This is a genomic window from Noviherbaspirillum galbum, from assembly GCF_010974945.1.
Classification (GTDB): Bacteria; Pseudomonadota; Gammaproteobacteria; order Burkholderiales; family Burkholderiaceae_D; genus Noviherbaspirillum; species Noviherbaspirillum galbum.
Window position 1 is genome coordinate 132795 of sequence record NZ_JAAIVB010000065.1, and the last position, 15096, is coordinate 147890.

Annotated in this window: 1 protein-coding gene; it reads left to right on the forward strand. The window is 65.8% G+C overall.

Features of this window, described 5'->3' with window-relative positions:
• The first annotated feature begins 181 nt into the window (after positions 1-181).
• Positions 182-14887, forward strand: coding sequence for a DUF4214 domain-containing protein (locus G3574_RS18755; RefSeq protein WP_163966560.1), 14706 nt, complete (start codon positions 182-184; stop codon positions 14885-14887).
• Positions 14888-15096: the final 209 nt, after the last annotated feature.

Sequence of the window (15096 nt, forward strand, 5' to 3'; positions counted from 1 at the left end):
GAATCCCATTTCGCTCCTCCGAAGAGCTGCGCAAAGATACCCATCTACCCTTAACCCCATTAACTAATTAATGGAACTTTAATTCTTCGTCCAATCCCCAACCCGCCGTCACCAAGCCCCTGACCCATTTACAGCCAGCCGCCCCCGGCGCCTGGCATGCAACATTCAGGAGCAGATCTCTATGGTGGCAATCGTCGGCGGTAACGGCCTCGGACTGGAAACTTCATCCCTTGCCCTTGCGGGCACCTCGCCGAAAAACGCCAGTGCCGGCGCGCTGGGCAAGGCCAGCACCGGACAGGCCGGAGAATCCATCTACGTCAATGCAGCCACCGGAAACCTGGTGGTTCAGCGGGAGGACGAGGTCCTGACCGCCACCGGGCTGGACACCCACCTCCTGCGCACCTACAACAGCCTCGGCAAGCGCACCGACGACAATCGCGACAACTGGCAAATGAGCGTGGTCAAGACGCTGGGCGCGCTCACCGGCAACGTCAACACGGCTGGCAGCACCATCGCGTGCACCTCCGGCGACGGCAGCACCCGCGTCTTCAGCTTCGATGCACAGCGCAACTGCTATGTGAACCATGACGGTCAGGACGCCTTCGACATGCTGGCCTTCGCCGGCAATACCTGGACCTTGACCGACGGCGCCACCCAGGCGCGTGAAAGTTACGACTGGAATGCTGGCACCGGCCGCATCACCGCGACCACCGACGCCGACGGCAACCGCACCGCCTATGCCTATACCGGCAACCTGCTGACCGAGATAACGGACGCCAGCGGCGAAACGCTGCGCCTGAAATACAACGGCACGCAATTGATGGAAACGGCGCTCGTGCGCGCAGACCGCAGCACGCTGACGCGTACGCGTTATGCCTATGACAGCGCCAACCGGCTATCCAGCGTGACCGTCGACCTCACGCCCGATGATGGCAGCGTCACTGATGGCAAGACCTATGTCACGGCCTACACCTACGTCGGCGCTACCACGCAGCTGGCCGGTGTGACGCAATCCGATGGCACCAGCATCAGCTTCAACGACTACGATGCGCGCGGCCGGCTGACCCGATTCACCCAGGTCGTCGACGGCATCAACCGCGTCACCACGCTCGCCTATGACAACGGCCAGACACGCATCACCGATGCGCTGGGTGCGGTCACCACGGTCAGCTATGACGGAGAGGGGCGGCTGAAAACCGTCGCCACGCCGGCGCAGACGCTCAGCTACGAATACGATGCGAACGGTCACCTGCAGGCACAGACCGATGGCAGGAACAAGCGCATCACCTACCGCTACGACGCCAACGGCAACCAGGTCGAACAGCGCGACGGAGCGGGCAACGTCGTCAGCAGGCGTTTCGGCGACCGCAACCAGCTCCTCGCCGAAACGGTCACCGGCGCGGATGGCAAGCCGCAAACCACGCGCTACCTCTATGACGCCGCCAACCGCCTCCGCTTCACCGTCACCCCGGAGGGACGTGTTACAGAAAACCGCTACAACGCGCGCGGACTGCGTTCGTCGAGCATTGCCTACGCAGCCAATCGCCTGCCCGCAGACAATTCGGAACTGACCGAAAGCGGCATGGCGGCATGGGCCGCGACGGCGGACAACACCCGCATCAGCCGCACCGACTTTACCTATGACGCGCGCGGCAACCTCGGCAGCGCAACCAGCTTCGCCAGCACCGACAAGGCAGGAAACGGCATCGCCGATGGCAGCCAGAGCGTGCTTAGTTACGTCTATGACCAGTCCGGCCTGCTGCTGAGCACCGTGACGGCAAACGGCAACGCGACGGTGGCCGATGGAAATGATGGCATTACACGCTACGCACATGACGGGCTCGGGCGCCTGGCCAGCAGCACCGATGCGCTGGGACGTTCCGTGATCTACCGCCACGATGCAAGCGGCAATGTCCTGACCGTCATTGCGCCCAACGGTTTGTCCACCATGTCGGTGCGCAATGCCGCGGGCGAGCTGGTATCTGTCGTCAGCATCGACGCCATGGTTGCCGGTGGCCCGCTGGGCGCCACCCAATACAAGTACGACGCCGATGGCCGGCTGCGATTCCAGATGGATGGCAGCGGCGTCAAGCAATACTGGCTCTACGACCAGGCCGGGCGGCAGGTGGCGGCCGTCGATGGCAATGGCGACCTGACGGAGTGGCAGTACGACGGCAACGATCAGGTCACGCGCACTATCCGCTACGCCACGGCGCTGAGCGCCGCGAAACTGGCCAGCCTCGTCGACGCGAAGGGAAACCCTGCCAACGTCGACCTGTCCGCCATCAGGCCGGTCGCTACCGCCGGGGACCAGGTGACCTGGAAACTGTATGACGATGCCGGCAGGCTTGCTGTAACCGTCGACGAACTCGGCTTCGTGACGCGCAATACCTACGACGGCGCCTCCCGCCTCGTCTCTACCGTCCGTTATGCCAACCCCGTCAAGACGGCGGCCATCAGCGCCGCCACGCTCGCGAGCGACGCCGCCGTGACGCCGGTTCCGGATGCAGCCAACGACCGCCGTACCAGCACCATCTACGACAACGATGGCCGCCAGGTCGGCGTGGTGGACGGCAACGGTTTCCTCCAGTGCACGGATGTCGACGGCGCGGGCCGCGCGGTGCACACGATTGCCTATGCCAAGGCGGACATGAGCCTGCACGGCATGAGCGCCGCGGCACTGCAAGCCTGGCGCGGCAACGCGGCCAATTGCAACGACAAGGACAGCCATGCATGGACCTTCTATGACGGCCAGGGACGGGAAACTGTCTCCGTGAACGCGGAAGGCTATGTCACGAAGACCAGCTACGATCTCAAGAACAACCGGCGCACGCAAACCATCGTCATGGATGCTCAGGGCGGCGTCGTGGCCGCACTGCTCGCCCAGTCCAGCCCGGACGCGATGGCCATTCCCGCGTATTCCATCGGGCGCGCCAACATCAAGTTGTGGGACTACGACCAGCTGGGGCAGCTCGCATCGCTGACCGACAGCGACGGCACCATCACCCATTACCAGTACAATGCCATCGGCAAGCTGGTGCGCACCGACCGTGCATGGAACACCAGCGACTTGCGCACCACGACGATTCGTTATGACAAGCTGGGCCGCGTCACAGGCGAGATGAACGGGGAAGGCAGCGCTTGGTTGAGCAGCCTCCCAAGCAATGCCACGGCGGCGCAGATCGACGAAGCCTGGGCGAAATATGGCACGCGCACCGTCTATGATGCCGGCGGACGCAAGACCTGCGCCATCGATGCCGCCGGCAATCGTACCCTGTTCTACTATGACGCCGCCGGCAACGTCGCGCACGTGATCGATGCCCTGGGCCAGGTGACCTCGTATACCACCAACGCGCTGGGGCAGGTCACGCAGACCGTGCATGTCGCGACGCCGCTCGGCAAGGACACGCTGGCTTCACTCAGCGGCGGACTGGCCGATGCCAAGCTTTCCGCCGCCATTTCGGGCCTTGCCAGCGCCAGCGATGGCAAGGTGTCCACCAGCTTCACCCTGCGCGGCGAAGTCGAAGACCTGACCGATGAGGAAGGTTTCCTCACGCACTCGGCTTACGATGCATTCGGCGAGCGCACTTCCAGCAAGCGCGTGCTCGACGCCACGCGCACCACCGAGACGACTTACCTCTACGACCGCCGCGGCCTGCTGAAGGACGTCACCGAAGACGCGGGCGGCCTGAAGCGCGTCACCCATGCCGAGTACGATGCCTTCGGCCGCATGATCAGCCAGTCGTCCCCGGACAAGGGCCTGCGCCAATGGGAATACGACCGGCTTGGCAGGCTGGTCCAGACCACCGATCGCTATAACGCCTCGGAGCGCTGGACCTGGGATGCGTTCGGGCGCGAGCTCAAGCACACCGATGCGCTGGGCAAGGTCACGAGCACCAGCTACGACGACTTCGGCCGGCGCGTCACCGTGACCACGCCGGAAGGCGTCACGATGGTCACCACGCGCAATGCCGTCGGCGACGTGGTGAAAATCCTCGATTCCCAGAACCGGACCACCAGCTACGAATACAACCGCGACGGCGCATTGAGGAAAACACGCGACGACGCGCTGGCGACGGTGGAAGAGAACCGGTACGACAATGCCGGCCGCCTTCTGGAAAGCATCGACCGCAATGGCGTGAATGTGTCCTTCACCTACGACGCCCTCAATCGGATCCTTACCCGAACCGTCGATCCGGATGGCGAGAAGCTGTCCACTTCGTATGCATACGACGGCAAGTCGCGCACGATGCGCATCACGGACCCCAATGGCGTGGTCAAGCAGACCACCTATGACCGCCGCGGCAAGGTGGTCGCCGTCACCATGGACCCGGACGGGTTGAACCTGAAGACCGAATATGCGCTCGACGCTGACGGAAACACCATGCGCGTGACGGAGGCGGCCGGAACCGCGGTCGAACGCGTGACGACGTACTCCTATGACAAGCTTGGCCGTCGCCGCAGCCAGACCGACGCGACGGGCAACTCGACCAGCTACGAGTACGATCTCGCCGACCGTCTCGTGAGCCGCACCGATGCCGCCGGCAACGTGACCCGCATCTTCCATGATGCCGGCAAGAACGTAAGCATCGAGATCGATGCCGAGGGCAACGCGACCCGGTCCATGCGCGACGCCGCCGGCAACCTGATCGAAACCCGCCGCTATGCCACGAAAGTGGCGAAGACTGCCGCGCCGGACTTTAGCCTGGCGACGCCCTTGCCCGAATCCGCCGACGATGCGGTCGTTACCAATCTATACGACGGCGATGGCCGGCTGGCGTTCACCGTCGATAGCCTGAGAGGCGTGACGGAACAGCGCTATGACGGCAACGGCAACGTCACCGCCACCATTTCCTACAGCAAGGCATTGCCGGCCGCCACCCTGCCCGCGACGAAGGATGTTCGCGCCGTCGTCCGGCAGGCCGGGTTCTACGATCCCGCACACGACCAGGTCAGCCACCAGGTCTTCGACTCTGCCAACCGCATGGTGATGCAGGTCGACGGCACCGGTGCCATGACCGAGTTCAAGTACGACAACAACGGCAACCTCGTCGAGCGACGCGCCTACGCCACGCCGGTGACGCTCGATCCGGCACGCCTTGGAGAGCCCGGTTACCAGTTAGCGAAGCCGGCTGCCGACGACAACCGCGACCAGCATGCCGTGATGGCCTACGACAAGGCCAACCGGCTGATCGCTACCGCCACGGCCCAGCGCGCGTCCGGCGGAACCATCGACTGGGCGGTGGCGCTGCAAGCATACAAGCCTGGCAAGCTTACCCGCACCGTGCTGGCCGCCACTCTGCGTACCGTGGCGGCATCCAGCCAGCCGCTTCCGACGATCACCGCGATGCAAGCCGTTGCGAGGACGGCGGACGGCGATGCGATCACGGAGGAACTGCGCGACGCCGCCGGCCGCCTGACGAAGGTGACCGATCCGCTCGGCACCGTCACGTCCTATGCCTATGATCGCGTCGGCAACCGGGTGTCGAGCCGGGTCACCGCCCCGCAAGCGTCCGATGGCTTCGCGTCCGCCGAGCGCCTGACCCGTACCGTCGCCGACGCCGCCGGCCGCCCGCGCTTCGTGGTCGCCGCCGATGGCGCGGTCACCGAGACCCGCTACGATGCCTTGGGTAATCCCGGCACCACCGTCCGCTATGCCAGGCGGCTTGACGTTGCCGCATTGAACGACACGGCCAGGCCGGCGGATGTCGAGAAACTGCTGCAGCCGTTGGCCGGCCAGGACCGCGTCGAACGCCGCCTGTTCGACAGCGAAGGCCATGTGATCTATGCCATCGACGCCAACGGCTACGTCACCCGCACCGATTACGATGCGCTCGGCCGCATTGCCGCCACTACCGAGTTCGTTAGTCCGTTGGCACTGGCTCCGACGGCGACCCTGTCCGAGGTTGCAATCGCCCTGAAGCCTCAGCTCGACGCGGGCGGCGATGGCAAGCGCGTCAATACCTTCATTCATGACGCGGCAGGCAGGCTCAAGAAAAGCACCGACCCGCTGGGCAATACCGAAAGCTTTACCTACGACGCCGCCGGATCGAAGACCAGCTTCACCAACAAGAATGGCGACACCTGGACTTACGATCATGACGCCGGCGGTCGCGTGACCGTGGAAACCTCGCCGCAGCTCGCCATTACCCGCGTGCAGACCGACGCCGCCGGCAATCTCCTGCGCGATGCCGCCGGCAAGCCCGTCGTTGCCGTCGACGGCGTGACGCAGGCGGTCCGCACCGTCACCGCCTATGACAACTTCGGCAACGTCGTTTCCCGTACCGAAGCTGCAGGCACGCCGGAAGAGCGCGTCACGCAGTGGAGCTACAGTCCCGACAATCGGCAGATCGCCACCTTCGTTCCCAACGCCAGGGTGTATGCCAGCGAAGGCGGCAACGTCGCGACGAATGGCGCGAACGGCGATGCGAGCCGCAGCGAAACCACCTTTACCCTGGTGTCCACCGTCACCTACGACGCGCTCGGCAATGCAGTCGTCGCGCGCGATGCTTCGGGCAAATACCGCTACCGCGTGGTCGATGCGCTCGGCCGGCTTCGTTTCGAGATCGATGCCCTTGGCTACGTGACCAAATATGATTATGACGGCTTCGGCGACGTGACCGCGCTGACGCGTTTCGACAAAGGCGTCGATACCAGCGCGCGCAACGGCCGCGCCTATACCGTCAAGGAAGTGTCCGATCTGCTCAATGGCAAGGACCACCAGGCCGACCGCATCATCCGCACGCAATATGACAGGCTCGGCCGCGCGGTACGCGTGATCGAGCCGACGGCCGACGCCTACGATGCGACCGGCGCGCTGGGCAACGCCAGCTTTACCGCCGCACGTACCACCGATAAGACCTACAACGCCTTCGGCGAATTGATTCGCCAGTCCGTGTATGGCGCGAATGCGGGCGGCGCGGCGCTCACCGTGTCCGCCGACACGGCGTATTCCTACGACAAGCTGGGCCAGCGTATCGCAGAGATCAGCATGGTGGACCGCAAGCCGGGAGAGGCCGCCGCACGCGGCTACCTGACGACGCTTGCCTACGACAGCCGGGGCAACCTCAAGGAACGCATCGAATATGCGTCTGCGATCAGTTTCGCCGATCGCGACTTCAATGGCGTCAGCGGTTACGCCTTTGCGGCGCTGGTGGCTGGCGGCGATGATCGCATCACCCGCTATGGCTACGATGCGCTCAACCGCAAGACCAGCGAAGCGCAGGTCAATGCCAATGCCGTCACCACCTATGGCTTTGATGCCGCAGGCAATGTCACCAGCGTCACCGATGCCGCCGGCAACGTGACTTATTCCTACTACGATGCGCTTGGGCGCCTGACGGCTACGGCGATGCCGCCGCTGCAACGCCAGCGGGCGCAGGCGGCCCAGCTATATATCGCCATCCTCGGCCGCGCGCCGGACAAGGCCGGACTGGACGCCCAGGTGGGGGCGCTGCAGTCGGGCGTCAGCCTGGAAGAGATTGCCCAGCGGGTGTGGAACAGCCCGGAAGCCGTCGCCGCGCGCGCCGGCCTGCCCGGTTTCCAGAACAACCCGCAGGACACTCTTATCTACTGGGTCTACAACCGGCTGCTCGGCCGCGACCCCGATCTCAATGGCCTGGCCGCGTGGCGGATCTGGCTGGCCCAGGGCAAGACTGCTGGGCAGTTCGTCGTTGCCGTTGCCGGCACGGCGAGCGATGCCATGAATACCGACGCGGTCGTGCTGAACGACAAGACCGCACTGGCGCTCGACCAGGCCAGCCAGGGCGTCACCAATGCCGGCGCGCTCGCAACCGCCATGACGCTGGAAACCGCCGCATCGATTCGCCGCATCGACATCGCCAAGATGTATCTTGCGGTGCTCGGCCGCGCCCCGACTGCCGACGAACTGCAGACGCAATTCAAGGCCGACAGGTCGGGCAAGGTGCTGGCGGACTTTCTCTTCCAGTCGGACGAGGGCAAGACCTTGTATCCGGCGGGCATCGATGCGAAGACGGCGCTGATGCGCCTGATGCGCAACGTGAACAGCCCGGCGGCCGAAATCGGCGCGCAAGACATCAGCCGCTACGTTGACCAGGATGGACACGTCGTCACTTCATTGACCGCCGCCGTGACTGGCATGCTCGATGCGTTGTACGCCGCTTCCGTCACCGATGCGGCGACGCTCGCCGCGCGCGGCCGGCTCGATGCCAAGGTCTGCGCCGGCTTGCCTGGCGCCATCAACCTGCTCTCTGCCGCGACGCCGATGACGGAATACCAGCGCGATGCGCTGGGCAACCTCGTCAGACGCATCGACTACGCCGGCGGCGCCGACATCGCCACGGCGAACCTGCGGCGCGCGGTGTCGCCGTCGGGCGACGACCGCGTCACCTATGCGTCATATGACAAGCAGGGCAATGCCCGCCAGCGCATCGACGCCGAAGGCAATGCGGTCAACTTTTCCTATGACGCGGCGGGCCGCCTCGCCAAGCAATGGCAGACCGTGCGCGACGCCGACGGGCTGAATCCCGCAACGGTCTACACCGTCAATCGCTACGACGCTGACGGTCAACTGGTCGAGACGATCACCCCCGCCGCCTCCGATCACGACGCGGTGCGCGCAAACGGAACGGTGTCGAGCCAGACCGGCTACAACGCCTTCGGTGAAGTCACCGAAAGGCGCGTCGATGGGCAGCTCACCGAATTCACCAACTACGACAATGCCGGCCATGCCTGGCGCACCAATGCCGGTGACGGCGTGGTCAAGATCGCGCAATTCGACGTGCAGGGGCACCAGACCGTGGAGCTGCGCAGCATCGACACTGACCTGGGCTCCAGCGTCTCCAGCGCGAAGCAGGCCGCCGCCATGGCGGGCTTGGTGCGCAACGACACCCGCTACGATCTCCTCGGTCACGTGACGGCACGCATCCAGCCGCAGCAATTCGCGGCGAACCTGTTCAACACACCCACCCAGCTCAGCAGCGGCAAGCTCACCTTGTCCGCGCCGCCCCAGCAGGGTAATCCGCAATTCGTTGGTCGCGGAACGGGCGCGCCTTCATGGCAAGGTAGTAACGAAGTGATGTTAGGTTGGAATTCGCTGGCCGGGCTGGGCTCGGGCGACGTCAAGATCCAGCTGGATTACCAGTCCGGTACGGTGACGTCGCCGACCGGCACGGTCTTTGCCCCGGTGGCGGGAAGCGTGACGCAGATCCTGCCGGCCGATGATGCCCAGGACGGCGCGACGCTGACATGGAACTGCGGTACCGGCACCAACAACCAGGTCATTCCCGGATACGGACAGATGACCAAGGTGACGGTCTGGAAAAAAGACGTGTCCGGCCAGTGGGTGCAACTGTTCAGCACCGGCCATGTCGGCAATACCGGCAACACACTGCGCCTGAACGCGCCGCCCGACCCGGCGATGCAGTACCAGCTTTCATGCCAATCGGGCAGCGGCCAGTCCAGCGTCATCGCGGTTGCCAACATGGGCGACATGCTCCTGGCCGACATGGCAGGCATTCCCGATGGCGACTACAGCTATGCGCTGCAAATCCGGTCCGGCGCCACCGATGCCTTCGCCACCATCGAGGAGGGCCGGCTTTCGGTGTCGCAGCCGCAGCAGCGCGACCAGCTGGTGTCGCTCTACGTCGCCCTGCTCAACCGCGCGCCTGACACCGCCGGCTTGCAATCCGCCTTGCGCGCGATTGCAAACGGCACGTCGATGGCCGCGCTGGCGCAAAACATGTTCAACAGTCCGGAGGCGCAAACCGCGCCTTCTCCCTGGGCCGGCCTCAATGGCAATGCCACCGAATTCGTTCGCCGCCTCTACGCCAATGCCCTCGGCCTGACGCTCGCCGCCGGCGACCCGATCGTGACCGCCGCCGCGTCGCGCCTGGGCGGGCCCAGCAGCGGCTGGGGCGCGGGCATCGTCGCCATCCTCGCGGAAATCGCCGATTCGAGCGATGGGCAGCGCGCGTCGGCCCGCGCCTTGCTCGCCAACAAGCTGAAGGTTGCCGAATACTTTGCCCTCGGCGCCGGCGGCTACAACGCCGCCGAGGCGCGCGACGTGTTGAAGGCCGTGACGGCCAGCGATACGGCCGCCGGCATGGTGCTGGCCAGCAAGCCGCTGTACCGCCGCCAGGTGGCATTGCTCTATACCGGCCTGCTCAACCGCGCGCCGGACGCCGTCGGCCTCGCCTTGTGGACCGACAACCTTGCCAAAGGCATTGCGGCCCGCGTGCAAACTGGCAGCGATTCCGCCAAAGCGCTGGATGACGCCTTGGGCGATGTGGCGACCAGCCTGCTCGGATCGGATGAAGGCAAGACCCTTTACCCGCCCTCGCTCGGCGACGCCGACTTCCTGGGCCGCTTCAGCCGCCAGGCGCTCGGCCGCGAACCGGACGCGGCGATTCTTGCCAGCACCGCCAGCATTGCCACCCGCGGACGCGCCCGCGTGGCGCTGGACCTCCTGCTTCAAACAAGCCGCAGCAACGACACGGATCCGGTGCTGCTCAACGCGCAGCGCTTGGTCAACAACCGCACCGCCGTCGGCCTCGCCTATGGCTATGACTTGAAGGCCAGCGATGCGGCCGCGACCGCCATCAATGCGGCCGTGACCGCCGACGCCGACCCGTCGGTTGCCGTGGCGAAGATGGCTGCCGCATTGCAGGCCGGCTACGTCGCCGCCCAAGCCAATGCCGCCGCAATCGACAACGCCGTCGCCGGCATGAAGGGCGAACGCAACCTCGAGATGCTCGCCGGGATGTACGCGGTGTTGCTCAACCGGGCGCCGGACTTGTCCGGCCTGATGGCTCAGGTGCAGGCGGTACAGCAAGGCACCAGCCTCGACGCCGTCGCACAGGGTTTCTACCTCAGCGGAGAGGCGCAGGCGCCCTCCCTGTATTTGAACCGCAACGATGCGGATTTCGTTGCCCAAGTCTATCGCCTCGCTTTCAACCGCGCGCCGACCGTCGCCGAATCCAGCCGCTGGATCGGCGCGCTGGCCGGCAACGCCAGCCTGCGCGGCAAGACCGCGCTTGCCATCATTGGCGAGTCCCTTGCCTACGATGGCACCGACGGCACGCTCACCGCCTCGCGCAACCTGCTGAACAACAAGATCGATGCCGGCCTCGTGTTCGCGATGAACCTCGGCGGACAAGACATCACGCTGGCGCGCGACATGCTCGCCCGGGTCACCGCGGACGGCACGACCGCAGCCACCAGCTTCGCCGCGGATTCCTTGTCCGCCGCCCTCGCTGCGAAGGCCGGCGCGCTATACAACGCCACCAGCGCCGCGCTGATCGGCATCAGCAACGCCGCCGTCGCCACCGACGCCCAGGCCAAGCTGCTGCCGGTGCTTTCATCGGCCGGCGAGGCGGCAGGCGCCATGCCGGCGGAAACCTCGTATGCACAGGCGACCGCGCTGTACGCCGCCATCCTTAACCGCGCGCCCGACCATGACGGCCTGCTCTTGCAGGCGTCCTACCTGCGCGGCGGGACGAGCCTGGCCGGCATTGCCGCCAACATGCTCAATTCCGCAGAGGCGCAGCAACAGGGCTGGAACGGCCTTGCCAACGATGCCTTCGTTGCCAAGGTGTATGTCAACGCCTTCGGCTCCTCGGCTTCCGGCGTGGACCAGATGACATGGGCGCAGCAGCTCGCCAGCGGGACGCCGCGCGGGCAGGTCCTGTGCAACATCCTGGGCGCGGTGCAGTCCGCCGGCGGCAGCGATGCGGCGCTGCTGACCAACCGCATCGCTGCGGGAATGGTCTATGCGCTGGATCTTGGCGGCAATGACCCCGCCGTCGCCGTCAATCTCAATCGTCAGGTCAAGGACATCGGCGTTCAATCCGCGCTCAAGTCCGCCGCCGATGCGCTCGTTGCGGGCAACAAACCCACGGCCAGCCCGCTGGGCGGCGATGCTGTCAGTGCCATAAATGGCATCAATGCGGAACTCGGCAGCGCCGACAACCTGGTATCGCTGTCCGCCAATGTCGCCAGCGCCGCAGCCACGTCTAATGCCGCGGCCAGCCAGTCGGAGGGTAACACCGCCGTCCAGCTCACGCGGCTGTACCGCCTGATCCTCAAGCGCGATCCCGATGTCACCGGCTATCCGTGGTGGTACCAGCGCGTGCAGAACGGCCAGAGCATCGAGTCGGTAGCGGAAGCCTTTGCCGGCAGCGCCGAAGCCCAGGGCGGATCTTTCCCGACCGGCTTGTCGGATGCCGACTTCATCACGCGCGTCTACCAGAACCTGCTCGGCCGCGGTCCCGACGCCGCGACGCTGTCGACCTGGATGTCGTCCCTTGCCGCCGACCGCGCCAATCCCGCTACCTCGGCCACCGCGCGCGGCAAGGCGGTCATCGGCATGATGAAAGCGCTGCTGCATAATACAGACATGCCGGCGGCCGACTTGGCCCAGCGCGCCAGTTTCGTCGATGCCGTCGACGCCGGCATGCTCGCCATCACGGGCCAGCTCACCAGTTCGCCCTATGTGTTCACCTTCCTGTCGGCGCGCGGACTTACCTATGGCGAAGCCGCCGGCGCACGCGGCCTGGTCAATGCCATGCAGGCGTTCGTGTCCGGCGCCAATGCGGCCGCCGGCATCAGCACCTTGGTCGGAAATGGCAACGTCGTCAGGCTCGCGCAGGTCACCAACCTGTACCTAACCATCCTCAACCGCACCCCGGACCTCGCCGGCCTGCAATGGCAGCTGCAGTCCGGCCAGGACGTGACGCAGCTGGCGACCAACATGCTGGCCAGCGCCGAGGCACAGGCGCGTTTTCCCGCCGGACAATCCAACGCCGCGTTCATTGCCAGCATCTACCAGCAGGTGCTGGGCCGCACAGCGGATGCGGCCACCACCAGCCGCTGGACCAGCGCCATCGAGCAACAAGGCAGGTCGCGCGGCGCGGTGTACTGCGACATCGTGGGCGGCCTGATGACCAACCCGGACACTGCCACCTTCGGTCTGCCATCGACGGCCGACATGAGCAGCCGCGCGGCGCTGCTGCGCAAGCTCTCCGGCGCGCTCGGGCAGCTGCGCGATGCCGCCGCTCCCACTTTCGATCCCGCCGCCATCCTCGCCGGCCTGCTCAATGCCAGCAGCGCTGCCACCAACGGACAGGTTGCCAGCGTCAATGGCGCAGTTTTCCTCAGCCCGTCGGCCAGCCAGCAGCTGCTAATCGTGCAGGTCTATTCGCTGCTGCTCGCACGCGCGCCCAGCCTGGCCGAACTCACCGACGCGGTACTCAAGCTGCAAAGCGGCCAGTATTATTCCGTCGCTTCGCTGGCTGGCACCCTGATCGACAGCCCGGCAGGCCAGCAGCGGTTTGCAGGCGCGTACTCCACGTCCGCCTTCCTCGGCCAGCTGAACGCCGCCTCCCTGAACAACGCGGGCGATGCCGACACCATCAGTCGCTGGAGCAACCAGTACGCCTGGCAGCAACCGGCACAGGTCGCGATGCAATTGGCCAGCGTGCTTGCCGGCTATCGCGGTGCCGAGATGCCGACGCTCACCGCGCAGGCGCTGCAGAACGCGCGCGTCACGCAGGGCCTGACCGCGCTGGCACAAGCGGCCACCGCGCCGGGCGCCTTCAACGACCTTGCCAGCCAACTTAGCCTCAATGCGGCCGGCACAGGCGGCGCCCAGCCCACGCCGGCCAGCCAGCAGGCAGCGAGCCTGACGCTGGCCTACCTCGGCGCGCTCAATCGCGCATCAGACACTGTCGGCCTGATGACCCAGCTCGCGCGCGTATCCGCCAGCGCCTCGCCCGAGCTCGAAACCCAGCGCATCGCGCAGGAACTGCTCGACAGCCCCGAAGGGCAGGGCGTCTATCCCGCCTGGCTGTCCGACAGCGACTTCATCAGCCGTCTCTACGGCCAGGTCATCGGCCGAACTATCGACGGTGCCGCCTTGTCGACCTGGAGCGCCACTCTGGCCGGCTACCGTGCCAGCGCCGACGCCCCCGTCGCCCGCGGCAAGCTGCTGCTCAACCTGCTGAACCAATTCACGAGCGGCCCAGGCCTGGCGCCCGCCGACCTGCCATTGCGCGCATCGTTGCTGCGCCGGCAAGCGGACGGCTTGCGCAGCGTCATGATCAATGCCGTGTCGATGAACACCCCGGCCGGTGCGCTGAGCACCTTGTTGAGCAGCTACACCAATGGCAGCGCCGCGATCCGCGCCGGCATGGACGCGCCCACCACCCCGGCCGCGCAGCTGCGCCAGCAAATCATCCGGCTGTACGTGCTGGTGACCAATCGCGGACCGGACATTGATGGCTTGTCCAACTGGAGCAGCGCCATCGCCAGCGGCACGCAGACGCTCGCCGATCTGGCAAAGGCCCTGCTCGACACGCCGCTTGGCCAAAGCCAGTATCCCGCCACGCAGACCGACGCCGACTTCGTACGCCGGCTGTTCCAGGTCAGCCTGGGCCGCACGCTTGACACAACGCCGCTGGCTCAGCGGCTGGGCGAGGTCATGCAGCGCGGCCGCGCCGGCTTCCTCGTCGATCTTGCAGCGCAGCTTGCCCAACCGGGCACTGCCACGCTGGACAACGTTGCCAGCGCAACGCTGCTCAGCGAAAAGGTCGCCAACAGCCTGGCCGCACTGCAGCAGCAGGAGCAAGCCGATCTCGCACAAAAACAGTTGCAGGCCAGTACTGCCGCCAAGGTGGCGACACAGCCGATGTCGGTGGCGCCCGTCGCGCTGCCAGCAAGCGTGACCTCCACCAGCGGCACCAGCGTCATCACCACCAAACCCCAAGCCAGCGCCGACGGACTGCGTCCCCTGGTGAACATCACCACCGACCGCTGGGGCAATGTGCAGACGATGTCCGATGCCCGCAATGGCGCACTCGTTACCCGCTACCGCTACAACGCCAGCAACGAGGTAACGCAAGTCACCTAAGCCGACGGTACGAACCTGTTCTACAGCTATGATGCGCTCGGCAGGCAGGTCGGCGCGATCGATGCGAATGGCAACGTCAGCAGCCGTCGTTATGACGCGGCGGGCAACCTCATCGAAGAGAAGCATGCCGATGGTGGCGTCGAGCGCAGTCAATATGACGCCTTCGGCCAGCGCGTCCGCCTGCGCCAGGCCAACGGCGTGCTCACCGC

Coding starts and splice junctions, on each gene's coding strand:
- G3574_RS18755 (WP_163966560.1), top strand. CDS start 182: ATGGTGGCAATCGTCGGCGGTAACGGCCTCGGACTGGAAACTTCATCC.